This is a genomic window from Photobacterium piscicola (assembly GCF_046058925.1).
Lineage (GTDB): Bacteria > Pseudomonadota > Gammaproteobacteria > Enterobacterales > Vibrionaceae > Photobacterium > Photobacterium piscicola.
The window spans coordinates 1,183,956-1,208,930 of sequence record NZ_CP175534.1 but is presented as its reverse complement, the minus strand read 5'-3'; the positions used below and the strand labels follow the sequence as shown (position 1 = coordinate 1,208,930).

Below are 24,975 nucleotides of genomic sequence, written 5' to 3'. Positions count from 1 at the left end.
CCCTCGCGGGCATTCGCTGTAGGGAATGACGGGGATGGGACAGGCATTCACTGTAAGGAATGACGGGGATGGAACGGACATTCACTGTAAGGAATGACGGGGTTGGGACGGACATTCACTGTAAAAAATCACGAGGGTTTAGGCACAAAAAAAGCGACAGGCTTTCACCCATCGCTTTTTATCTCGAAACTCGAAACCTCGTCCCTGCTGTTCCTCGCCCCTAAATACGCCTACTTCTTCGCTTTAAACTTATCTAGCAAGGCATTTGCTTCTGCTTTTGTCTCGCCGTCACCTTTTAAAACGATATCTTGTAGCAAATCAACTGCGCCACCAATATCGTTCATTTCTAGATACGCTTTCGCAAGATCCAACTGCCCTGCATATTCCCCCGCACTATCAACATCAAATTGACGGATATTGGCGAACATATCAGGGAAGTCTTTTAAGCCCACATCAAGGTTTAACGGTTTTTCATCAGGATCGTCTTGATGATAATTCGGATCATCTGCTAGCAACTCATCAATACTGATGTAGTTTGATAATGTCGATGGCGCTGTTTTAATATCAGCTTGTGCAAGATCAGGCTGTTTAGACCAATCTTCACTCACAAGTTCAGGCTCTGCTGCTACGCCCTTCCAAACTGCCGCTTCATCTTCCGCTAATACATCTTCATTATCAGCAATATCGCTATCAACAGTCGTGGCTAATAACTGATCACGTTCATCATTATTCAATCCACGCTGCGGTGTTATCGTTGTTGCATCAGCATCATCAAACAACAACGCATCCATATCTAAGCCAGCAGAATCAACCCGATCTTGTTTCGCTTCAGGTGATTGATCAACCTCAGCGGCATCATCGGCGCCTGCTTGTGATTTAAAACCACACTCAAGTGCATATTGCTCTAGCTCATGTTGCTCTTCAAATGATGCAAATAAAGCCTCATTTTCGTCAAACTCCGGTAGCGTGCTAACATCAATGTTATCAAACGCATATTCCAAATGGCGCGCAGTATCAAACGGAGAGTATTCAGACTCTGTAGTCGTCGTGCTTGCTTCTACTGGTGCGGGTTGACGTTGTTCCGCGGCTTGTGCAGCTTGTTGTAATTGACGCGTAACATTATCGATTGCCACTTGCTCATCAATCTCAGAGCGATCATCCATTTGCTCTAATGGTGAGGCTTGTGGATCATCAAAGGCAGAAGTTTCATCAAACTCAGGTAAGTCATCAAGGCTTAAAGGTGCGTTATGCACCGCATCGGCCGCTGGCAACGCTGATATTTCATCATCATAGTGATCAAACGCGGCTTGCTCATCAAACTCGGGCAAATCATCAAGATTAAATGCGGTTGTTGCGGGATCAGCCGCTAACAGCTCATCTAATAAATCAGTACTATTTTCGTCAAACTTAATGTCAGATGTTACAGCTTGAGCATCACTTTCATCGGCAAGTAATTCATCTAGCAATGCAGTACTGTTTTCAGCTAGCTCAATCTCGCTATCCAATGACTTAGCATCATCATCTGCAACTAAATCATCTAATAATTCAGTGCTATTTTCAGCAAATAATGAGTCGCTGTCGTTAGTTTCTGTTGGTGTCGTTGTTGAAGTAATATCCGGTAAATCATGATTAAATTGGGTAAATAACGCATCCAACTCATCTTGAGAAACAACCGTCGTTCCTTCTAACTCAGCTTCTGACTTCTCAGCATCAGAGCTTGATGCTTGCGCTTGTTGCAGAATCTCATCTAATAACGCTTGATCAGAAAGTTGCTTCTCAGTATCACTATCCTCTGCTGCCACTAAAGCTGTTGAGGATGGCGTTACTTCATCATATTCAGACAAATCAAAATTAGCATTATCTTCTTCGCTTAGGGATTTTTCCCATAACGCAGCCAACGCTTCATCGGCACTTGGCTCAGGCTTGGCATCAAACTCATCCAATGCCCGTTCCATATCTTCTAGACCGATAGCATTATCGTTAGAGACCGAAATAGAACCAAAACTGTTATCAAATGCATCATCATCAAAATCTGTCTTTGGTGACGCATTTACAGCTTGAGAGGCTTCTGTTTCTGCTGTGTTAACAACCTCTGTTGCCGGTGCGACAACGGTATCTTGTTTCTTATCAAGTTGGTTAGGCTCTATATCTGCAAACAAATCATCATCGGCAAATAAATCATCAAGGTCGTCATCATGATCATTACCAACGAAATCTATCGGTGGCACAACAGCGATCGTATTGTCGTTATCATCCGTCGTTGGTGCTGGTAATGATGGCTGTTGAGGCTCATCTTTTTTACGACGGAAGAACAATAATGCTAATAATGCTGCAATCAAACCACCCGGAATAATACCTGCAGCAGCTAATGCCCATGGATTACTAGTGAAGCGCTCAAGCCATGTTGTTGCGACTGGCGTTTCAAGTTGTTGAGGCTGTTGTTGCTCTAAAAACGACACCATTTTTTGACGAATGCTGTCACTCTCCGTGATTTGATCTTTTAATGCATCCATATCTTGCTGCATAGCGGATAATCGTAACCGTAATGCATGGTTACTTTCTACTAGCGCATTCATTTTAACATCAGTGACATCAACTTGTGGCTGTTGTGGTTTTGGTGGAATAACAGCAGTGTTATCTTCACTAACCTCACCATTAGCCTCACTTGTCACAACATCCGTCAATACAGCATCTTTAACCGTGGTTGCCGTAGCAACATCTTCTGCCTTCGTCGATGCTACTTGTGGATCATTATCGGCATCAGGCGTTGAGTTAGGAATGATCTGAGCCGAAGGTGACGATGTCTTCGGTGATAACTTAATCACTCGCGGGGCTTTAGCGGCAGCAGCTTGCTGTTTGGCTAATTGTTCTTCAGCTAGACGTCTTTTTTCTAATTCCGTAGCATAAGGCGCACGTAATTGATCTGCCGCTAATTTACGGCTGACTGAACTCACACGTTGTTGTTGGATTTGATCCATTGTCGGTAATTTTAGGTAACTACCCGGCAGCAACGAGTGAATATTATTATTTTCAAACGCATCACGATTTAAATTATAAATAGCGCCAATAACTTTAAAAATAGACACGTTTTTATTGGGTAAATGGCGTGAAGCAATGCCCCATAACGTTTCATTTTCATAGGTTGGGCCATAATTACGCGCCATTGACGACGATGTTGAAAACTGTTTTGTCGGTATGGTCAACTGACCCGTAGTCGCATCTCGATTAAGAGTTGCGTACGAGCTATCTTCACTCTCGGGACCGACGATACGTATAGTATTGGCATTCACTACCGGTAAGTAAGAAGAAATAGTAACAAAAGCTACCGGTAGTACCATACGTTTAAGTATTTTTGGGATGTTAGACACTGCCTACATTCCTCTTTGGCAGAGATAAAATTGCCCGAAATCGTCGCATGGCAACAAATTCGAAATAATAGTTTCTGGTGATAACGACCTAATAATAACGACCAATATCAATAAAGCTTGAATAGCTATATTTAATCATAATAAGCGCCATATTATGTCAAGTTATCAGCAAAAGAAAAGCAAGCAGCTAACGAAATAAAAAAGCGACAGGCTTGCACCCATCGCTTTGTTATTGTGTTAGCAAGTTTGTTCGCACTATTCGTGTTGATACACAGTAATAACGCGATCTAGACCTTACTTTTATTACTGTTAATTACAAATAGTCTGCAATTAATTTTTCAGCAATCTGAACACTGTTAGTTGCCGCGCCTTTACGGACGTTATCAGCCACAATCCACATGTTTAGACCACATGGGTGACTAATATCTTCACGAATACGACCAATCATTACATGATCTTTGCCTACTGCATCGGTAACTTGAGTTGGGTATTCGTTGCCAGGGAAGACTTCGATACCATCAGTATTTTCAAGTAAGTTAATGGCTTCTTCTAATACGATTGGCTGATGTGTTTCAACATGCACCGCTTCGCCATGACCAAAGAATGAAGACACACGCACACAAGTTGGATTCACACGAATACTAGCATCGCCTAAAATCTTTTGTGTTTCCCACACCATTTTCATTTCTTCTTTGGTGTAGCCGTTATCCATAAACTCATCAATCTGTGGAATACAGTTAAATGCAATTTGCTTATCGTAAGCTTTAGTTTCGATAGGTAAACCATTAAGCAATTTCGCTGTTTGCCCTGCTAGTTCATCGATACCTTTACGACCAGAACCAGAAACTGATTGGTAAGTCGCAACGTTAATACGATCAATACCGTAAGCATCTTGAATCGGCTTCAGTGCAACTAACATTTGAATCGTTGAACAGTTAGGGTTAGCAATAATGTTACGGTTACGGTAATCCGCAATCGCTTCAGGGTTTACTTCTGGAATCACTAACGGTACATCATATTCATAACGGAATTCAGAAGTATTATCGATAACAACTACGCCTTGCTCTGCGGCAATCGGTGCCCAATGGCGTGATGCTTCAGCACCCGCTGAGAACAAAGCAATTTGCACTTGGCTCCAGTCGAAATCTTCTACATTACGAACGCGGGTTGATTTACCTTTAAAACGTAACGCTTTACCTGCGCTACGATCACTTGCCAGCAAGTAAAGATTGCGAACAGGAAAATTGCGTGCTTCTAGCACTTCGACCATAGCTTCGCCTACTGCGCCTGTTGCGCCGAGTATTGCGATATCATATTCCTGACTCATTGAGTGACCTCTACTACTGTAAAACCTAATTTAGCCAGCGACTCTACCGCAAACTCGGCCTTCGCCGCTACTGTAATCGCACTATATTCACGTCGATCCCAGTAATTTTTACGCATTAGATCAAATGCGGTAGCCATTTTGCTGTTATCGTCACCAGCCGCTAACATTTCACGACGGAAAATACCGTCATCTTTACGAACATCATAAACTAATTGGATCAAGCTAAATAACGTCGCTTCATCCCATTTTCGGCTTAATTGCACCTGAGGTACAGGTGCAATCGGTAATAAATCACTCGCTAACGCATGGTGATCATTACTTAAAAACTGACAAAAACGGTTAAACACCATTGTAGTGCCACGTGCTTTGCCTTCAAGGCCGTATCCCGCCACATGGGGAGTAGCAAATGCTAATAACGGTAATAATGCTAAATCAACTAACGGCTCTTGTTCAAATACATCTAATACAGCCGTTAATGCTTTACCACTGCCATCAACTGAAGCTTGTAATGCCTGTTTTAACGCTTGGTTATCCACCACAGGACCACGAGCAGCATTAATTAAAATCGCATTGGGCTGCATTGCCGCTAAAAAGTGAGCATCGATTAAATGATGAGTTGGGTATTCACCACTACGTGTAATCGGGGTATGGGCTGTGATCACATCACACTCAGCCAATAAACGCTCAAGTGAATCAAACTGACGTTCATCACCTTGAGCTTGCTTTAAGGGATCGTTTAATAAATAACGAATACCCAAAGCATCCAAACATTTCGCTAAATACGTTCCCACATTACCAGCACCAATAATGCCAATAGTGCGATCAAAAATTGAAAAATCCTGCTGCTGACCTAGTACCATCAAGCTACTTAACACATATTCAGCCACACCCACTTTGTTACAACCAGGTGCTGCAGTAAATGTAATGCCCTTGGCAGCTAATAAATCCTGATCAACATGATCTTGACCCGCAGTTGCAGTACCCACAAATTTAAGTTTGTCGGCTTTAGCAATCAGATCAGCGTTTACTTTGGTTACAGAACGGATCATTAAAGCATCAATGCCAACTAAATCATCAGCGGTTAATGTACGTCCAGGTTTTGCAATAACGTCGCCTAACTGGCTAAATAATTCCTGAGCATAAGGCATGTTTTCATCGATAAGGATTTTCATATACGTCCTGTAGCAAAAATTCAAAATAAAGGTTCGCGCAGGAGATTATATAGGAGAGAGGAACAGGTGGCGAGAGTTCGAAGTGACGAGTGGTGAGAGTTCGAAGTGGCGAAATTATAGAAGTAAAAGAACAAGCCTAACGCTTATTCCTAATTTATCTTTAAATGTCATCTGGCATGTTGATAATACTCAAAATAATGAATGAACAACATATAACAAAGTGATTATCAAAAGTGATTATCAAAAGTGATTATCAAAAGTGATCAAAATAAAGCAGAAAAATAATATAACTCACTGCATATATCGCACTAAATAATAAAAAAAAGTAAAATATTTTACTGTATATATTTTTTTTAAACGGATAATACAAATAACAACAAGGACAACAAGTCGCGGTTGTAAATAAAAATTTCCCACACTTACGACACGGTTTTAATCTATCCATAATCCATTTCCCGCATAGATAATACTAACAAAACATATACTATCTATTTATACATCATGTCCTCATAAAAAAATGTAGAACTATCCGCACTTCGTATATCTGAATAAAATAGGCGTTATTATATATACCGTATTACCGTCTTTGGCTCTCCACCAGCCCTAAAACCTCGTCTCTGTTTTTGTTTTATTCTCGAAACCTCGCCCCTGCTCTTCCTCGCGCCTCAAAACCCGCACATACAAAAAAGCGACAGGCTTTCACCTATCGCTTTTTATTACGCTGGAGACTATCAGCGACGAAATCTCGCTCCTCGAAACCTCGCCCCTACTCTTCCTCGCTCCTCAAAAACCGCACATACAAAAAAGCGACAGGCTTTCACCTATCGCTTTTTATTACGCTGGAGACTATCAGCGACGAAATCTCGCTCCTCGAAACCTCGCCCCTACTCTTCCTCGCTCCTCAAAAACCGCACATACAAAAAAGCGACAGGCTTTCACCTATCGCTTTTTATTATGCTGGAGACTATCAGCGACGAAATCTCGCTCCTCGAAACCTCGCCCCTGCTCTTCCTCGCGCCTCAAAACCCACACATACAAAAAAGCGACAGGCTTTCACCTATCGCTTTTTATTATGCTGGAGACTATCAGCGACGAAATCTCGCTCCTCGAAACCTCGCCCCTGCTCTTCCTCGCGCCTCAAAACCCACACATACAAAAAAGCGACAGGCTTTCACCTATCGCTTTTTATTATGCTGGAGACTATCAGCGACGAAATCTCGCTCCTCGAAACCTCGCCCCTGCTCTTCCTCGCGCCTCAAAACCCACACATACAAAAAAGCGACAGGCTTTCACCTATCGCTTTTTTATGCTGTGGATTATCAGACACAAAGCCTCGTTACTCGAAACCTCGCCCCTGCTCTTCCTTAATTACGCTTCGTACTTCTTAATCACTAGCGTTGCGTTTGTGCCACCAAAACCAAAGCTGTTAGACATAACAGTCTTAAGTTCAACATCGCGCTTTTCAGTCACGATATCAAGGCCTTTAGCCGCTTCGTCTAGGTTTTCAATGTTGATACTTGGCGCAACAAAACCGTACTCAAGCATTAGCGTTGAGTAGATAGCTTCGTGAACACCAGCCGCACCTAGTGCGTGACCAGTCATTGCTTTAGTTGCAGAGATAGCAGGGCTGTGATCACTAAATAGCTCTTGAATAGCACCAAGCTCTTTTAGATCGCCAACAGGTGTTGATGTACCGTGAGTGTTGATGTAGTCAACAGGTGCATCAAGATCTTTCATTGCCATCTTCATACAACGCACTGCGCCTTCACCTGATGGTGCTACCATGTCGTAGCCGTCAGATGTTGCGCCATAACCTACGATCTCACCGTAGATTTTTGCGCCACGCGCTAATGCGTGCTCAAGTTCTTCAACAACTACCATGCCGCCGCCGCCAGAGATAACGAAACCGTCACGGTCTGCATCGTAAGTGCGTGATGCTTTTGATGGATCATCGTTATACTTAGTAGACAACGCGCCCATTGCATCAAACATCATGGTTAGTGACCAATCAAGCTCTTCACCGCCACCAGCAAAAACAACATCTTGTTTGCCTAGTTGAATAAGCTCAACCGCGTGACCGATACAGTGTGCAGATGTTGCACATGCAGAACTCATAGTGTAGTTAACACCACGAATTTTAAATGGTGTTGCTAGACATGCAGAAACAGTTGAAGACATAGTACGTGGTACCATGTAAGGACCTACACGCTTAACGCCTTTTTCACGTAGTGTGTCGACTGCATGGTATTGGTTGTATGATGATGCACCACCAGAACCTGCAACTAAACCAGTACGCTCGTTAGATACTTGATCTTCCGCTAGACCAGAATCCGCAACCGCTTGTTCCATAGATAGGTAAGCAAACGCAGCCGCATCACCCATGAAACGCATTTTTTTACGATCAATGTGCTCAGACGGTGTGATTTTTAGATCACCCCAAACATTTGAACGCAATTTCATTTCAGCGAATTGCTCAGAGTAGTTAATACCTGATTTACCAGTTTTTAGGGATTCTAATACTTCAGCAACGTTGTTACCGATACTAGATACAATACCCATGCCTGTAATTACGGCTCGTTTCATGATGAATTCCTAGTGATATTAATGGAAATACCTACTCATTTTATAGAACAATGACTGCCCTATCTCAATGACTAGAATACGTCCCAAACGGCTTTAAAATCTGCGCTCACATTCCCTATTTCGTTTGCTATAGCGAACGAAAACACGCGATATTAAAGATGTTTGGGCCGATATTGTCTAATTTAACCTTCTTCTTTAAAAATAAACAAAAAAGTTAACGATTGTTTAGTACGAGAACTATAACGGCTTTGCTCCTGAAAAGTGGTCAGCTTTCCTGTATTTCAGGTACAATCTAATCAAAATTGCCCTACAATCGCATTTAGAACCCCTAATTGATGCATTTTTATGCATAAAATGGTGGCAAAATGCTCAGCAGCTAAACAAGAGGTTCGTTTTGTCTCGTCCTACCCCTGCACAGTCTACACTCCGGATTGAAAATGCCATCCTTGATTGGAATGACGTTGGTAGCCCATTATCCACCGACTTTGATGATATCTATTTCTCAAATGACGATGGACTAGAAGAAACACGTTATGTGTTCATCAAACAAAATGGTTTACCTGAGCGCTGGCATGATTTTGATCGACGTCGATTTGTCGTTGCAGAAACAGGGTTTGGTACTGGACTTAATTTTTTTGCATTGTGGCAAACATTTAAAGCCTTTCGTGAGCAACACCCAGACGCAACCGTCAAAGAATTACACTTTATTAGCTTTGAAAAAGCCCCAATTACTAAACAAGATCTCCTCAAAGCACACCAAGTATGGCCAGAACTAGCCGAGTTCACTCAAAAGCTTGATCAACATTATCCCCCCGCAGTTGCAGATTGTCACCGTATTGTGCTTGAAAATGGCATGATCACCCTTGATTTATGGTTTGGCGACATTAAAGACTGTATGCCTCAAGTTTGGGTTGGTAATGACGGCCTTGTTGATGCTTGGTTCTTAGATGGTTTTGCACCAAAGAAAAACCCTGAAATGTGGAGTCAAAATCTGTTCAATAATATGGCTAACATGGCGCGCCCAGGGTGTACCGTTGCAACCTTTACTGCGGCAGGTTTTGTCCGTCGAGGCCTCAGTGAAGCGGGCTTTGATATTCAAAAAGCGAAAGGTTTTGGTGTTAAGCGTCACATGACCGTGGGTACAATAATTAAAAACCACCAGCAAGCGAATTTTAAACCGTGGTTTGCTCGTAGTTCACAACAAACCGCGCAATCAGAGCCAACTGACATCGCCATTATTGGTGGTGGTATCGCATCAGCTACAACCGCTATTTCACTGATCCGCCGCGGTCAAACAGTCAGCTTATATTGTGCTGATAGCGAATTAGCCCAAGGCGCATCAGGCAATCGTCAAGGCGCAGTCTACCCGCTTCTTAACGGTAAACATGACGCTCTCTCTCGTTTTTTTGCGCCTGGCTTTATTTATGCACGTCAATTTGTTGAACAAGCGGCTCAATACTGCCAATTTGATCATGATTGGTGTGGCGTCACCCAATTAGCGTGGGATGAGAACGGTAAAAATCTCACTGAAACAGAAAAACAACACGCAATCACAACTAATGATAAAAAACTCGGTCGCCAGACCCAAAAATTAGATTGTATGTTAGCGGGTGGTTTTCCATCATCATTAGTGCAAAGTTTAACTGTTGAACAAACCCTTGCAATCACAGGTGTTGAAACTGATTGTCGCAGTGTTAATTATCCGCTCGGTGGCTGGTTATGCCCACAACAGTTAACCCAAGCATTAATAGAATCTGCCGTTAAAACAGGCAAACTGACATTACACCTTAACCGTGATGTTACGGCACTAGAGCAAATTAAAACCGAATCTAATCACTCACAATGGCAACTAACCTTTGCTGATGGTACAACAGCTGATCACACCACCGTTGTTGTGGCTAATGGTCATCGTTTTAATCAATATCCTCAAACAGCACCGATTCCAACCTCATCAGTACGCGGCCAAGTTAGCCATGTACCAACAAATGCACAATTAACCAAACTGGAAACAGTATTGTGTTACGACGGCTATTTAACGCCAGCTAACACCAATACAGACAGTCATTGCATAGGCGCTAGTTATGCACGTCGTAATTGCGATCTTGATTACAATGAAGTAGACCAACAACAAAACAAGCAACGTTTATTAGACAGTGTTCCTGCAACAACCTCATGGGCGAGTGAGATTGATGTTGACGCATTCGATCAACCCTCACGCGCGCGCATTGGCGTCCGTTGTGCCAGTCGCGATCATTTACCGTTTGTTGGCAATGTGTGTCGCTATGATGATTTGATTAAGCAATATCAGGATCTAAAAGATAACCAGCTTTACGCTCAAAATGTCCCTGTTTATCAAAACTTATTTGCGATTGTTGGTTTAGGCTCGCGCGGGTTAAGTTCAGCACCTTTACTAGGTGAATTATTAGCATCACAAATTTGTGGCGATCCACTACCATTACCACACACAGTGCTAGATGCGCTCCACCCTGGACGCATGTGGGTGAGAAAATTAGTGCGCGGGAAAGAGGTGAGATCATAGGATTAGAGGGGCGAGATTTTTAGGGGCGAGGAAGAGCAAAATTAAAGATAGCGAGTGTCGATAGATTTAGTACCGAGACTCGTTATCTCGCTACAAAGACTTATAGGGTAGATTTGGTATCCACTCAGTCTATTATCCACCATCAGAATTACAAACTTAATAGATTACCTTTACATCACGATAAAAGTTTTCATGTGCTCCTAACGCTATTAATTCTAAAGTAACCGTTCCATCTTCATAGCTATATCCAAGTAATGTTAATTGTTTTACCATTTTAAACTTGTAAACACGTAAAAATGACAGATCACCTTTTTTCTGTTCTCCGAGGTAAGGATCTGTCAAAAGCTGACGAATAGCATTATCAAGATCCATTTTTTGATTTTTATGTAGTTTCTTCACCGCTTTTTTAAATGTAGGAGTTTGAAGAATTTGAGTAATGTTAATCAAAACTATAACTCTCTAATTTACCTGCTTCTTTTTCTGCTTTTGCAATAATAGCTTGCTTTACAAACTCGTACGGCAAGTCTGGATTATCTTCCATCATTTCACCAATTTTTGCCCAATGCTCAATTTGCTTAGGTGTTGTACGATTAAGTGCTTTCGCGATAATTGTTGCTTTATCAAAAAGTGCTTGGTCAATTCGAACGCTTGCTGTCGCCATTGTTCTATTCCTATTAAATAAATTCTCAACATTAACTGTAGCAAGTTGCTACAGTTGATGCAACTCGCTACTCAAAGGCAGAGACGAGAAGGAGCAACCTCATCCCTGCTTTTCCTCGTCCCTGCCCTTCCTATCTCTTACTCACTCGCGGCAATGATCACCGTTGCCTCAGGCTTAACCTTCCTCAACTCTGCCGCTAATGCCGTCTGTGCTTCAAGATCGCCATGCACCACTTTAATCACTTGTGGGCCTTGCTCTATATCAGCCACAAAACTGACCAGATCCTCTTGTGCAGCATGGGCAGAATAGCCTGACAATTGGTGAATCTGCGCCGCAACATCAATCACCTTATCGTCAATTTTAATCACTTTTTCGCCATCGACTAATGCGCGTCCGGTGGTGCCTTGTGCTTGATAACCTGCAAAAATAACATCGGCACGTTTATCTGCTAACAAGGCTTTTAAATAATTTACCACTCGCCCACCTGAGCACATACCGCTGGCGGCAACAATGATCGCAGGCTCACCTGAATGCTGAAGACGATTAACCAATTCAATATGATCTGCATGACTATCAATGGTAATACATTGTTCAAATGCTAATGGATGTCGCCCCATATAACGTCGTTGCTTGGCTTCTTTAGCCCATAGCTCATGAAAATGACGATATTGTTCCGTTACCTTTTGTGCCAATGGTGAATCCAATATTACGGGTAATGTTTTCCACACCCTTTTAATGGTTTGATCTTCATTAGGATCAACATCCACCTCTGCAATAATATTTTCGAGATCAAATAACAATTCTTGGGTGCGACCGACACTAAAAGCAGGAATAACAATTGCGCCACCATCTTGCAATGAACGCTCAATGATCTGTTTTAATACCCGTTGTCGATATTCAAGTGGGTGGTGAGGTTTATCGCCATACGTACTTTCAATTACTAATGTATGCGCAGATGTCGGTGGAACAGGATCAGTGAGTAATGGCGTATTTTTAGGTCCAAGATCGCCACTAAAAACCACTATTTCATTGGTCGGCAATTTAATTTCAATATAGGCCGAACCTAAAATATGCCCTGCCGGACGAAAACGAATCTTAACTAACTCACCCGTGGGTAATACAACTTGTGCCCAGCAATCATAAGGTACCGGACGAATGCGTTGGTGTATTAATGCCAATGCTTTTTCACATTGCTTATTATTGAGCCCTAACTGAATTTTAAGTCCATCTTCTAACATCAAGGGGACTAAAGCTGCTGTTGCCTCGGTCGCGTAAATAGGCCCAGAAAACCCAGCCGCAAGTAACCACGGCAAGCGGCCTATATGATCAATATGGCTATGAGTCAGTAATAATGCAGCTATATTATTAATATCAAATTCAATATCTAACGTATCACGGGCTTCTTTTCCTTGGAATAAACCACAATCAATTAATAAACTATTATCCCCCATAATAAGCTCATGACATGATCCTGTTACTCCCGTTTTCGCGCCATGATGAACAATATTCACTGCTATCCCCTCTGCTTATAATAAATAAAAGTCCTATAATGCCAGCGTACTGATATTGTTAGAAATGTTAACAGATAGAACTAGGAAGCATTCGCCGTTACAATGTTAATATAATGTAACAAACATTAAGGAGTACATATTGGATCACAAAAAAACGCCCCAAAATATACAACTAAACACATATCAACTGTAATAGCGCTCTAATCATCAATTAAGAGAGCTTGTCGATTATGTATCCGATCATTATTGCTATTCATGGCAGAGGAAATAAACTGCCGACAACAACGCTAAGTGCGCATTGGCAACAAGCACTTAAACATGGCTTACAACGCTATAACCAATCCCAATTACACCCTCAAATTGATTTTAAAATGGCCTATTATGCTGATCACTTTTACCAACAACCTTTAGTGTTATCAGCAACCACTACCACCGCGATTGCGCAGATTCACACCATAAAACCGTTACCTACTTATAACCGTCATGACAAAGAGCAGCCAATTCCCCTTCCTACACCGCCATATTGGGCAACTAAAATGGCAGAGTGGATGGAAGATAAATTCAATCTCTTCTCTTTTATCTCTAAGCCATTTTTAAAATCATTACTGCCAGATATCCATTACTATTTTCATGATCCAAGCTATCAGCGAGCTGTCGAACAACCATTAATAAAGCTGCTTAATCAATACCAACATCGACCAATCATTTTACTTAGCCATTCAATGGGCACCGTAATCGCTTATAACGTTCTCCACCAGCTTAGTCGCCAAACTACCCCGCCACAAATCAGCACTTGGTTTACCTTTGGCTCTCCACTTGGACTCACCAGCGTTAAAGGCTTTTTACCCAAAATCACTCACCAGCCCAGTGTCAAAAAGTTAGCCACGCCTGATTGTGTTACTGAGCAATGGATCAACGTCAGTGATAAAACCGACATCGTGTGTATCGATCATGATTTAAGCGATGATTATCTTGCCAATCGTCATCAAATACAGCCTCAAGATTGTTACATTACCAATCACTATCCGGGTAATTCACACAAATCTTATGGTTATTTATGGAGTGATGTTATCGCGAAATACGGTATTCCAAAGGTGACATTATGAAGCCCTTTATTCTGTTAGATCCCGGTCATGGCGGCATTATTAATGGTATTTATCAAACCGTAGGCAAACGCTCACCATTATGGTCCAACGGTAAACAATTATTTGAAGGGGAATTTAATCGTGCTATCACTCAAGGGATCAGCCAAGCACTGACTTTACACGGCATTGAAAATAAAATTATTGTACCAGAGCGAGAAGATATCAGCCTTCGCACTCGCGTTAATCGTGCCAACCATTTAGCAACCCAATACCCTCATCATCAATGTTTATTAATTTCAGTCCATGCCAATGCTGGCGGAGGCAAAGGATTTGAGATTTACACCAGTCGCGGTCAAACCAGCAGCGACATTGTTGCCGATCATATCACCCACGCTTTTACGCAAGTGTTTCCCAATAAACCACTTCGAAGTGATTATAGCGATGGCGACAGCGATAAAGAGCGCGGCTTTTATATGCTCAGAAAAACACACATGGCAGCGGTATTAACTGAAAATTTCTTTATGGATAATGAAATCGAATGTTGTTTGATTTTAATGTCACCGAAAGGCCGGCAGAAAATTATTGATTATCATGTGCAGGGGATTTTAGCGTGGGGGGAAGGCAGGGAAATAAGGGGCGAGGAAGAGCAGTAGCGAGTGGCGAGGAAAGGCAAGGAAATAAGGGGCGAGGAGGAGCGGTAGCGAATGGCGAGGAAAGGCAAGGAAATAAGGGGCGAGGAAGAGCGGTATCAAGATAAAAGCATCATCTGTTGTGACGCTTTTTTCTTGATACTTAAGTGGCTCTACTTCACGGTGCTATTAATATTAATTATTGTCACACTCTTCCAGCACTGGTTGCCACCACGTGGGATTATTTAAATACCATTCAACGGTTTTACGCAGCCCTGATTCAAATGTCTCTTGTGGATACCAGCCCAATTCGCGTGTAATTTTAGATGCATCAATCGCATAACGAATATCGTGCCCAGGTCTATCTGCAACATAACAAATTAAGTCTTGATAATCATTCACGGCTTGGGGTTTATTAGGGGCTAATTCTTCAAGTAACAGACATATTGTTTTAATAACATCGATATTTGTTTTTTCATTATAACCACCGATATTATACGTCTCACCAACACAACCTTCAGTTAACACACAATATAAAGCCTGTGCATGATCATCAACATATAACCAATCACGCACTTGCAAACCATCACCAAAAATGGGCAATGGCTGACCTGCAAGTGCATTTAATATTATGCGAGGTATCAATTTTTCAGGGTGATGATATGGTCCGTAATTATTAGAGCAATTCGTAATAATTACGGGTAATCCATAAGTACGGCACCATGCACGAACTAAGTGATCACTCGATGCTTTAGATGCAGAATATGGGCTTGAGGGATTATAAGCCGTGTTTTCATTAAATAATAATGTCGAATCAGCTAAATCACCAAACACTTCATCTGTTGAAATATGATGAAACTTAAAGGCTTGTTGGCGTGATGCTGATAATGACTGCCAATAACTACGTGCTACCTCAAGTAAAGTATAGGTACCAATAATATTGGTTGTTATAAATGCAGCGGGTTCATCAATAGAACGATCCACATGGCTTTCTGCAGCTAAATGCATGATTACATCAGGTTGATAAAAAGAGAAAATACGTTCTAATTCACCACGATCACAAATATCAACCTGTTCAAACGTATAGCGTAGATTTGATACAATAGATTCTAATGTAGATAAATTACCTGCATACGTTAGTTTATCCACATTAATAATATTATTTTCTGTATTATCAATAATATGTCGAATAACAGCAGAACCAATAAAACCAGCCCCACCCGTCACCAAAATATTCACGATATGATCCTTTATAATGATATAACTTACGCTTCGTGTATTGTCGGAAGACCAAATAAGCGCTTAACAACAGCGGTAATACGCCAAATATAATTAATCACCGTAAAGTAACAAACAAACATCACCAAGAAAGCAATAAACATGGTTGATTCATTAATTCTGGCCGTTTCAGCCCAAATACCAATCGCGGCACAATTAATCGCAAGCAGACAAATAACAAACAGTGTTAATCGTGACGATAATCCCATGCGCTGACAGATATGGTGTAAATGTTCACGATCAGGTTTAAACGGTGATTGGCCTTTACGTACTCGACGGATCATTATTGTTGCCATGTCCATCAATGGAATCGCAATTAACCACAATGCAGTAACCGGTTTAAACGCGACGATATTTGCTTCTTGCGTACCACGAACCAATAACCATACCACGGTAAATCCGATAAACACACTGCCTGCATCCCCCATAAAGACTTTAAAGCGTCGTCCAAAAGGTAACCCAAGGTTCAGCATTATATATGGCATCATTGCCGTGACTAACAAGCCACAGAAAAGAGCTAATTCATTATTACCATTAATATAAAACACATACCCCATGGCGGAGAATGTGACAGAGGCTAATCCCCCCAACAAGCCATCAATACCATCGACCATATTGAAAGCATTAATCGCTCCAATAAATGCGACCACGGTTATAATGCCACCAATAACAGGAGACAATTGTAGAGTTTCACTGCCCATTAAATAGCCGAGGTTATCTAATGAAAGTCCACCGAAAATAATCATTGCTAACGCGATACCCGCTTGTACAACTAATCGTATTTTAAAGCTAATATCGAAATAATCATCAACGACACCAACAACCAATAAAATCAAACTACAACCGAGATATAACAAAAGAGTTAAATTAACAGGTAAAATCAATAACGCGGCAATAGAAAACGCAATAAAAACGGAGATACCACCAACTAAAGGTATAACACCTTGATGATGCTTACGTGCATTCGGCTTATCAACTAAACCAATTCTCTTTGCGACCTTACGCATAATAAATAAAGTAACAAACGACAACACAAAAACAAATATATATGAATATTCCATAATTAAATATTTACCTGTGATTTAAAGTAAAATTTATTATCAATTTAAACAAAGATATTCATTTAAATGATAACTTTGAAATTAACTTAATAACAGAAACTACAGGCACCATATTACAGAGAAATTAATAGCTAAAGGAATAAAAACGCAAAACTGTCAAAGCAAGAATCTTTAAGATAAATTAAACATAATAAATAATAAAGAAAAAGAAACAACCAAGAAAAATATATTATAAACAATTAGTTAAATTAATATTTTTATAATTAAACAGCTATTCAGCGCCAATAAAACAAAAGCAATAAAACGCACTTAAAAACAGAAGAAATTAATCCAACAAATAAAGACAGATACACACATGCAAATAACATATGGATATTTTAATAAGTATTAAATAACAAACACAAAAAAAACCACAATCATTCAATAAGAATATGAATTGTGGTTTCTTAAATATTATATATTAGGCTGTAACTGTTATTGTTGTTTTATAAATTGATATAACAACAAATTAAAATAATGACTACTTTTTCGTTTTTATAAGTTCTGAACTGTAGTCATATTCGCCAAGACGATCTTCACGACGCATTTGCTTTGCTTGCTTATCGTACTCATCAAGTTTGCTTAACCACGCCATAAATTGCTTTAACAGTTGCATATCACTTCACTCTTAAATATATAAATATTCTGAACAACGTCCTGTTCTATTTGCACAGTATATGCACAGCATTAATCATGATCCACACAAAGGAATACATTTAAGGTATATTTGTGACAAAAAGCATAATCGTCAAAAATATGACGATAATACACAACAGTAGTTATAATTTATTTTTATAGTAAGCATTTTAGTGCTTATTTAATGAGTCAAAAAGGGAACGAGGAGAAAGGTGTCGAGAGTCGAGGTTTTTAGGGACGAAGAAGAACAGAATAGTATCTAAAAACATTTTCCATATCGAAACCTCAGCTCTTCCTCTCCCCTTGCTCTATCCCAAACCAAATCAATGCAGTATCATTCATAGGAATAGATAATAGGTATTTGATATGCAACTTAAACCATTACAAAAAGGTCGTTATCAGCAATCTTGGGTTGATGAATATACCAAGATAGAAAAAATAGTCTTAGATTGTATTAGCGAGAAGAGGTTTATCGATGAAGGGCAGTTAGTCATGCAACAAGGACAGCCACTCGGAGCACTGATCTTAGTTAAACAAGGCCGTATAGCATTGAAATATAGCACCCGTAGTGGACGTACCTTTCAGCTGGGAACAATTTATTGCGATCATCAGATTTTTGGAGAAATGGAGTTTTTTTCTAATTACCGATGTCAGATGGATATCATTGCATCTGAAGCACTCGAAGTGTGGATCATTAACCGCGATAAGCTGCAACAGGCACTGAATCAAAATCCACAGCTAGCATTATTCTTTGCCAGTGCTATCGCTATTGATTATCAAGATACCGTTGAAATTCTAACACGACGTTTGCTCTACCCTATTGCTTATAATATTGCCTATGATCTTTATCACCAGCATTTGCATGATCTTCCAGTTGATGGCTTTACCAAAGGATATTTAGAAGCAGAACGGTTTGGTACTTCAGATAGGGTCTATCGTCGTTCAGTACAACAATTGATCACATTAGGCTTAATCAATAAAGAAAAGAAAAAATTAGTGGTTGTGAATATGGATAAGCTCAAAGCCTATTTAGATGCAGAAGAGTAAGCACATCAGTCCTTACTCTTCATTTGATAATCATATTTTTGGTTGTATTAGATTAACGGCATAGCACCGCTTGGCGTACTTGGTAACGCTGGCATAGCAGTAGCATCACCAAAATAATCGCGTAAATAACCGGAATGGCATACATTACCGTTTGAAGACCGACCACTCGCTCAAATACAGAACTGATTGCAGGACTAAACATGGCACCAGCACTACCACTGACTAAAATGTATGACACATTCTTACTGCTGGCATTGCGTACAAACGACACGCCGTAAGCAATAAAAGCGTTATAAAGCGCGGCACACACAAAACCGTAGCCATAGGTTAAGTAAGATAACCATGACATCTTATCTGTGGTCACGATAACTGCCGTGATCACCATCGCTAATGAAATCACCACCAATAAAAAATGTTGAATTTTCATGCGCGATACAATCACCGTCGACACCAATGCGCCCACTAACGCAGCAGACCAGTATTGAGTGATAATGCTACCTGCGTCTTCAAATGGAATCGCAAATTTATCTTTAACAAAGATAGGCGCCCAAGTTAAGAAGGTATAAAGCGCAAGCATGCCAAGGAATAAACCAATACCGCCACTAACAATACCGAAATTCCATTCAGACTGTTCTTTCTCGCCATTGATCCCTGAAGTTTCACAAGCTTTAAAGTTAGTGAATACTGCAATAATCGCAGTTGCAATTGCGACCATACCAACAGCTAAGTAACTGTAGCTCCATGATAGACCTTGCGTTAAGGCATAAGTGGTGATCAAAGGGAAGATAACCCCAGCAATGTTAAACGTAGCATCTTGCACCACTAACATTGTGCTTTGAATTTTATCTTTCCACACCGATACCACAATGGTACCCGCGATACATAAACCGACACCGCCACAAAAACCAATCGCAGTCATCGCCATCATCACCACAGTCAAACTGGTGGTCAGATGCAAAATAACCGCCGCAATGGCAATCAATGAATAACAGCCCATTGTCATACGTTTAATACCGATTTTTTCAATCAGGAAAAACGCAGCAATCGTACCTGCTAGTGCGCCACCATTGAGTAATGAAAATATCGACGCAACTTCGTTCACATTGGCAGCAAACTTAGTGGCGATAGGTTCAATTAACATACCAAATTGAGTGGCAAAACCTGCCATAATAAAATTGGCAAGGAAACTAAGGGCGGTAAGGGTGATTTTATTCTTCATTGATTCCACTCCATGAGTCAGCGGCGAAGCAACGGCTCTTTAATGTTATTCAAAAAAGAGCCCATTGCGGAATGATTAAGGCTGTAATGCGGTTTCTAATGCCAATTCAATCATATTATTAAAAGACAATTGACGTTCTTCAGCGGTGGTTTCTTCACCGGTTAAACAGTGATCAGACACCGTTAAAATAGCGAGGGTTTCAATATTAAACTGATGCCCAAGGCCATATAACCCCGCCACTTCCATATCAATCCCTAATACCCCAAATCGTTCTAACGCTGGAATCAAATCTTGATCAGGATCGTAATACATATCGCCAGTAAAAATATTGCCGACTTTTACATCAATGTTTTTCTGTTGCGCTGTCATATAGGCATTGTGTAATAAACCAAAGCTGGCTGAGGTTGCCATTTGATAACCACTGCTACGTTTAGCATTGGTTGGAGAATCCGTACCCGCCGCTTGCGCTAAAATAATATCGCGCATATGAACATCTTTTTGAGTGGCACCAATGCTGCCAATACGAATAATGCGCTTCACCCCAAAATCATGAATCAGTTCGTGACCATAAAGCACCATTGAGGGAATACCCATACCGTGTCCCATCACCGATACTCGCTGACCTTTGTAATAACCGGTATAGCCCAACATATTACGAACATCAGTGACTAACACTGCATCCGTTAAATAAGTTTCAGCAATAAACTTCGCCCGCAATGGATCGCCTGGCATGATCACAGTTTCAGAAAAGTCACCCGGTTGAGCATTAATATGTGCAGTCATGATATAAACCTTCAAGTGTTTGTCTGCGCTCATAGTAAACAAACACCCTCTCAATATTTCAGGACTAAAGTCCGCTTTTTCGGTTTGATATCTCAATTTTATTATTCTTATTTAAATTGAACTTTTGAGCATATTTACAATAATCCCTCGACTTCGAAATAGTGACAAAAACCAAAATAAAACAATAGGATAAGCGCCAATCACGAGCTTAAATCATAACAACTCACCGAACCAACACGCAAAGCGATAAACGCTACCAATACCAACCCCGTCATTCCCTACAGAGAGGTTACGAACGAGATAGGGAATCTACCGTCCTCGCATTGTGGAGTTATTGAATTCACTGATATCTTTAAGGCTCAAGCACGCGGTGAATAGATCCTGGATAGCTTCAATGGTATGGACTCCCCACCTTACTGACATTGTCAGCTACAGTTATAGCGTCAACCAAAAAGGAGCCCATACCATGAATAAGCCTAGCACTATTTGTATTGATCTCGCTAAAAACGTTTTTCAAGTTGCATTGTTTAATCAACATGGAAAATTAAAGTCTAATCAAAAAATGTCTCAAGCTAAAATGGTCACATTTATAGCCCAATATCCCGCATCTATGATTTATATGGAGGCGTGTGGCTCTGCTCATTATTGGGGGAGATATTTTCAAAATAATAAGCATCATGTTCATCTTCTCCCACCTCAAATTGTCAGGATGTATCGAGCGGGTAATAAAAATGATGCAAATGATGCTCTTGCTATTTATGAAGCAGCCCAACGTCCAGACATACACTTTGTTTCAGTCAAAACAACTGAGCAACAAGATATAGCAAGTGTGTTGCATCTCAGAGAAAGTTATATAAAACAAAGAACAGCGATATCAAATCGGATTAGAGGCTTTGCCTTGGAATATGGAATAAAATTCCCGCAAAGCACCACTAAATTACGTGCTTTACTTCCTCTTGAATTGGAAGATCCTAATAATGGATTAACGTCTTCTGCCCGTTTTGTTTTACATCAGCTTCTTAATCAGCTTATTGAACTTGATAAGCCTATTCAGGAGGTTACTGATTATTTAATTGCTTATGCTAAACAGATACCAGCTTGTCAGTTATTAATGACATTAAGAGGTGTTGGCTGGATAGTTGCCAGCGCACTTTATGCTCGAATGGGCGATGCTTCAGCATATAAATGCGGACGCGATGCAAGTGCCAGTATAGGTTTAGTCCCCGCTCATTCAGGTAGTGGTGGTCATAATAAGCTATTAGGTATAAGTAAAAAGGGAGATCGAACATTACGTGCAGTGGTTGTGCATGGGGCAAGATCTGTCGTTAGTAATATCAAAGATAAATCAGATCAACTTAGTTGCTGGCTTCGAGCCTTACTTGAAAGAAATCATTTTAATAAAGTTGTTATAGCATTAGCCAATAAGACCGTCAGGATGGCTTGTGCCATGCTGAAATCAAACCAACCTTACCAAGAAAAGCTGCCTGCTTAGTAGTGCTTAGATAAGGTTGCGATGTAACATGAAGTACAATATCTCACCAATGTAGTTGCAAGAAACCGTGGATAACGTGTAATCAAAGCAGGCAAGGAAAAATCTGAGAGGCACGACGGTGTTGATACACCTTTAACTCGTATAGAATCCTTGCAACGTGAATGAAGCCATACAGGTTCGGGGTAGCTCCCCATAAAGAAACCGAATATACGTGCACTTGCCAACACGCTTTCTCAAACTCTTGCATTACACGGGGAGTCCATATACGTGCCTCACCTTCCGGGATGACGGCTAATAATCCCCCGTCATTCCCTACAGCGAGGTTACGAGCGAGATAGGGAATCTACCGTCCTCGCGTTGTGGCGTAATTATGCTTCAATTGCTCGCCACTCAAAATTTCACAAAAAAAAAGCGATAGATTCTCATCTATCGCTTTTTCTCGAAACTAGCAACCTAGCCCCTGCTCTTCCTCGCCCCTTAATACAACACTATGCACTAATAGGTTGATGCGGCAACACTTCAGCCAATTGTGGACGCGGTTTAATATTCCACACGATGTCACAAATGCCATCAGTAGGAACAAAGCCCGTTGGTGCTTCAAGCAAAATATTACGTACTGTTTCATGTTCAAAATCATGACATGCAGCATCAAGGCGTTGTAATAATGGCTCTAACTGTGACCACGGTAAGTAAATCTCATCCGCGGTCATAATACGTTCATGTCGAGTTTGACCGACGTTATCGCCAATCAATAACTCTTCATACAGCTTCTCACCAGGGCGTAAACCGGAATACTGAATTTCAATATCACCGTTAGGGTTTAGTTCATCTTTAACTTCCAAGCCTGATAGCTTAATTAACTTCGCGGCTAATTCTGCAATCTTAACGGGCTCGCCCATATCCAATACGAATACATCACCACCTTTACCCATCGCGCCCGCTTGAATCACCAACTGTGCTGCTTCTGGAATGGTCATAAAGAAACGAATGATATTAGGATCAGTTACCGTAACAGGGCCACCTTCAGCAATTTGACGCTTAAACAGTGGAATAACCGAACCTGATGAACCAAGAACATTACCAAAGCGCACCATACAAAAACGGGTTTTGGTTGATGTTTCTGCCAAGGCTTGCAAAGAAAGCTCAGCCATACGTTTAGTGGTACCCATTACATTGGTTGGGCGTACTGCTTTATCCGTCGAAATTAATACAAAGGTTTCAACCCCTGCATTCATCGCCGCTTGCGCAGTATATAATGTACCGAAGACGTTATTACGTACCCCTTCGACCACGTTAAACTCAACCATTGGCACATGTTTATAAGCTGCAGCATGGTATAAGGTTTGAACTTGAAATGCTTCCATTACTGCTTGCAGACGATTTTCACGTTGCACACTACCCAACAAAGGATATATCTCAACCGTTAAACCTTCTTTTTTAACCTTTTCAACCAACTCTTTTTCTATTGCATAAAGACTATATTCAGACACTTCAAACAATATTAACTTAGCAGGTTTTTGATTTAAAATCTGACGACAAAGCTCAGAACCAATCGAACCGCCCGCACCTGTTACCATCACCACTTTATCGGTAATATTGGCGGTAAATAATTCAGCCACAGGTTCAACTGGATCACGACCTAATAGATCTTCAATCGGCACTTCACGCAATTCATCAATTTTTGATTTACCACTAACAATATCTTCGATATCTGGCACGGTACGTACTTCAATTGACAAATGCTGTAAGTGATTTAAAACCGCTTTACGCTCAGAACGACTAGCATTAGGCAAGGCTAATAACACTTGATCAGCATGATATTTATCCAGCACTACTGCTATTTTATTAGCAGGATAAACACGTAGTCCCATCATGGTGGTATTACGCAAGCTATCATCGTTATCAACAAACGCTACCGCTTTATAATCATTACTCTGACGCAATGCCAAGCATAATTGACGTCCAGTAGTACCCGCACCATAAATAACCACAGCTTTACGTTGGTTTTGAGGATGATTAAAATTGGCGATATAAGTGCGCATAATTAAACGCGCACCACCCGCTAATAACGCTAAGAATGCGCCGTAAATAATCGGTACAGTACGCGGAATACCGATATCTAAATAAAAGCCTAACCCTGAAAAAGCAATCGCAGAAAATATAGCCCCTGCACTGACAACCACTAATGCATGGAAAGTTAAATAACGTAATATCGCGCGGTATAAACCTAATTGGACAAAAATAAATAACGTTGCAACAGTGAGAATAACTAAGCATTCCCATAATGCAACATTAAGGAAATAATCATAGTGACCATAACGGACACCAAATGCGCCCCAAAAAGCCACGAAAATAAATAACACGTCACAAGCTAAGCTAACAAAGCGCTTGTTACTGCGAGACAGTGAAAAAATAAACTGTTCCACTTTCATAGAGGAGCCTATATATTAAAAAAGTTAACTAAAGAGGAAATACGAATTAGTGTAGTATTTATGGTGTAACGAATTTAAACGATAACATTGCACTATCGTTTAAATTTAAATAA

Annotated in this window: 18 protein-coding genes; 5 read left to right on the top strand and 13 right to left on the bottom strand. The window is 40.7% G+C overall.

Annotated features, from left to right (window positions below):
• Positions 1 to 230 precede the first annotated feature (230 nt).
• The 4 genes from ACJZU6_RS06020 to fabB form a co-directional block, all read right to left on the bottom strand.
• Entirely contained in the window at positions 231 to 3,368 is a 3,138-nt protein-coding gene (locus ACJZU6_RS06020; protein ID WP_408900803.1) for a FimV/HubP family polar landmark protein, read from the bottom strand.
• A 313-nt stretch (positions 3,369 to 3,681) separates the two neighbouring features.
• Positions 3,682 to 4,695: an aspartate-semialdehyde dehydrogenase gene (locus ACJZU6_RS06015; RefSeq protein ID WP_394166314.1), complete on the bottom strand. Its 1,014-nt coding sequence runs from the start codon at positions 4,693 to 4,695 to the stop codon at positions 3,682 to 3,684.
• Positions 4,692 to 5,867: a 4-phosphoerythronate dehydrogenase gene (locus tag ACJZU6_RS06010; RefSeq protein WP_080158004.1), complete on the bottom strand. Its 1,176-nt coding sequence runs from the start codon at positions 5,865 to 5,867 to the stop codon at positions 4,692 to 4,694. Before ACJZU6_RS06010 ends, ACJZU6_RS06015 begins: the two co-directional genes overlap by 4 nt.
• Positions 5,868 to 7,235: 1,368 nt before the next feature.
• Positions 7,236 to 8,450: a beta-ketoacyl-ACP synthase I gene (gene fabB / locus ACJZU6_RS06005; protein WP_408900802.1), complete on the bottom strand. Its 1,215-nt coding sequence runs from the start codon at positions 8,448 to 8,450 to the stop codon at positions 7,236 to 7,238.
• 394 nt (positions 8,451 to 8,844) lie between these two features.
• Here fabB and mnmC point away from each other — a divergent pair, with 394 nt between their 5' ends.
• Positions 8,845 to 10,989: a bifunctional tRNA (5-methylaminomethyl-2-thiouridine)(34)-methyltransferase MnmD/FAD-dependent 5-carboxymethylaminomethyl-2-thiouridine(34) oxidoreductase MnmC gene (gene mnmC / locus ACJZU6_RS06000; RefSeq protein ID WP_408900801.1), complete on the top strand. Its 2,145-nt coding sequence runs from the start codon at positions 8,845 to 8,847 to the stop codon at positions 10,987 to 10,989.
• A 156-nt stretch (positions 10,990 to 11,145) separates the two neighbouring features.
• Here mnmC and ACJZU6_RS05995 read toward each other — a convergent pair whose 3' ends face one another.
• The 3 genes from ACJZU6_RS05995 to ACJZU6_RS05985 all read right to left on the bottom strand — a co-directional run bounded on the left by ACJZU6_RS05995 (position 11,146) and on the right by ACJZU6_RS05985 (position 13,161).
• Positions 11,146 to 11,436, bottom strand: coding sequence for a type II toxin-antitoxin system RelE/ParE family toxin (locus ACJZU6_RS05995; RefSeq protein WP_080158007.1), 291 nt, complete (start codon positions 11,434 to 11,436; stop codon positions 11,146 to 11,148).
• The gene (locus ACJZU6_RS05990) at positions 11,429 to 11,650 is read right to left on the bottom strand and encodes a TA system antitoxin ParD family protein (protein ID WP_080158008.1); all 222 of its coding nucleotides are present in this window, start codon (positions 11,648 to 11,650) and stop codon (positions 11,429 to 11,431) included. The genes ACJZU6_RS05995 and ACJZU6_RS05990 overlap by 8 nt, the downstream gene beginning before the upstream one ends.
• 137 nt (positions 11,651 to 11,787) lie before the next feature.
• Positions 11,788 to 13,161, bottom strand: a complete 1,374-nt coding sequence (locus ACJZU6_RS05985; RefSeq protein WP_408900800.1) for an MBL fold metallo-hydrolase RNA specificity domain-containing protein — start codon at positions 13,159 to 13,161, stop codon at positions 11,788 to 11,790.
• Positions 13,162 to 13,391: 230 nt separating this feature from the next.
• Here ACJZU6_RS05985 and ACJZU6_RS05980 point away from each other — a divergent pair, with 230 nt between their 5' ends.
• Complete coding sequence (locus ACJZU6_RS05980) at positions 13,392 to 14,267, top strand: alpha/beta hydrolase (RefSeq protein ID WP_408900799.1); 876 nt, start codon at positions 13,392 to 13,394, stop codon at positions 14,265 to 14,267.
• A complete protein-coding gene (locus ACJZU6_RS05975; protein WP_408900798.1) occupies positions 14,264 to 14,899 on the top strand; it encodes an N-acetylmuramoyl-L-alanine amidase in 636 nt (211 codons plus the stop codon). Before ACJZU6_RS05980 ends, ACJZU6_RS05975 begins: the two co-directional genes overlap by 4 nt.
• A gap of 171 nt (positions 14,900 to 15,070) precedes the next feature.
• On the opposite strand, the gene rfbB is transcribed toward ACJZU6_RS05975, so the two are convergent.
• The 3 genes from rfbB to ACJZU6_RS05960 form a co-directional block, all read right to left on the bottom strand.
• Positions 15,071 to 16,114, bottom strand: coding sequence for a dTDP-glucose 4,6-dehydratase (gene rfbB, locus ACJZU6_RS05970; RefSeq protein ID WP_408900797.1), 1,044 nt, complete (start codon positions 16,112 to 16,114; stop codon positions 15,071 to 15,073).
• Between the two features lie 26 nt (positions 16,115 to 16,140).
• Entirely contained in the window at positions 16,141 to 17,214 is a 1,074-nt protein-coding gene (wecA, locus tag ACJZU6_RS05965) for a UDP-N-acetylglucosamine--undecaprenyl-phosphate N-acetylglucosaminephosphotransferase (protein ID WP_408900796.1), read from the bottom strand.
• A 520-nt stretch (positions 17,215 to 17,734) separates the two neighbouring features.
• Complete coding sequence (locus tag ACJZU6_RS05960; RefSeq protein ID WP_255418394.1) at positions 17,735 to 17,869, bottom strand: hypothetical protein; 135 nt, start codon at positions 17,867 to 17,869, stop codon at positions 17,735 to 17,737.
• A gap of 386 nt (positions 17,870 to 18,255) precedes the next feature.
• Between ACJZU6_RS05960 and ACJZU6_RS05955 the strand changes: the two genes are divergently transcribed.
• Entirely contained in the window at positions 18,256 to 18,936 is a 681-nt protein-coding gene (locus ACJZU6_RS05955) for a Crp/Fnr family transcriptional regulator (RefSeq protein WP_408900795.1), read from the top strand.
• 52 nt (positions 18,937 to 18,988) lie between these two features.
• On the opposite strand, the gene tsgA is transcribed toward ACJZU6_RS05955, so the two are convergent.
• Complete coding sequence (gene tsgA, locus ACJZU6_RS05950; RefSeq protein WP_408900794.1) at positions 18,989 to 20,155, bottom strand: MFS transporter TsgA; 1,167 nt, start codon at positions 20,153 to 20,155, stop codon at positions 18,989 to 18,991.
• 75 nt (positions 20,156 to 20,230) lie between these two features.
• Positions 20,231 to 20,941 carry a purine-nucleoside phosphorylase gene (gene deoD, locus ACJZU6_RS05945; protein ID WP_408900924.1) on the bottom strand — a complete coding sequence of 237 codons (711 nt, stop codon included), beginning with the start codon at positions 20,939 to 20,941 and terminating at the stop codon, positions 20,231 to 20,233.
• Between the two features lie 463 nt (positions 20,942 to 21,404).
• Between deoD and ACJZU6_RS05940 the strand changes: the two genes are divergently transcribed.
• Positions 21,405 to 22,430, top strand: a complete 1,026-nt coding sequence (locus ACJZU6_RS05940; protein WP_408900052.1) for an IS110 family transposase — start codon at positions 21,405 to 21,407, stop codon at positions 22,428 to 22,430.
• 488 nt (positions 22,431 to 22,918) lie between these two features.
• On the opposite strand, the gene ACJZU6_RS05935 is transcribed toward ACJZU6_RS05940, so the two are convergent.
• Complete coding sequence (locus tag ACJZU6_RS05935; RefSeq protein ID WP_408900793.1) at positions 22,919 to 24,862, bottom strand: polysaccharide biosynthesis protein; 1,944 nt, start codon at positions 24,860 to 24,862, stop codon at positions 22,919 to 22,921.
• Between the last annotated feature and the right edge of the window lie 113 nt (positions 24,863 to 24,975).

Excerpts from the sequence above, each read along its gene's own strand:
- ACJZU6_RS05990 (WP_080158008.1), bottom strand. The coding sequence starts at position 11,650 with ATGGCGACAGCAAGCGTTCGAATTGACCAAGCACTTTTTGATAAAGCA.
- ACJZU6_RS05935 (WP_408900793.1), bottom strand. The coding sequence starts at position 24,862 with ATGAAAGTGGAACAGTTTATTTTTTCACTGTCTCGCAGTAACAAGCGC.
- wecA (WP_408900796.1), bottom strand. The coding sequence starts at position 17,214 with ATGGAATATTCATATATATTTGTTTTTGTGTTGTCGTTTGTTACTTTA.
- tsgA (WP_408900794.1), bottom strand. The coding sequence starts at position 20,155 with ATGAAGAATAAAATCACCCTTACCGCCCTTAGTTTCCTTGCCAATTTT.
- ACJZU6_RS05980 (WP_408900799.1), top strand. The coding sequence starts at position 13,392 with ATGTATCCGATCATTATTGCTATTCATGGCAGAGGAAATAAACTGCCG.
- ACJZU6_RS05960 (WP_255418394.1), bottom strand. The coding sequence starts at position 17,869 with ATGCAACTGTTAAAGCAATTTATGGCGTGGTTAAGCAAACTTGATGAG.
- ACJZU6_RS05955 (WP_408900795.1), top strand. The coding sequence starts at position 18,256 with ATGCAACTTAAACCATTACAAAAAGGTCGTTATCAGCAATCTTGGGTT.
- ACJZU6_RS06015 (WP_394166314.1), bottom strand. The coding sequence starts at position 4,695 with ATGAGTCAGGAATATGATATCGCAATACTCGGCGCAACAGGCGCAGTA.
- ACJZU6_RS05975 (WP_408900798.1), top strand. The coding sequence starts at position 14,264 with ATGAAGCCCTTTATTCTGTTAGATCCCGGTCATGGCGGCATTATTAAT.
- ACJZU6_RS06010 (WP_080158004.1), bottom strand. The coding sequence starts at position 5,867 with ATGAAAATCCTTATCGATGAAAACATGCCTTATGCTCAGGAATTATTT.
- ACJZU6_RS05940 (WP_408900052.1), top strand. The coding sequence starts at position 21,405 with ATGAATAAGCCTAGCACTATTTGTATTGATCTCGCTAAAAACGTTTTT.
- fabB (WP_408900802.1), bottom strand. The coding sequence starts at position 8,450 with ATGAAACGAGCCGTAATTACAGGCATGGGTATTGTATCTAGTATCGGT.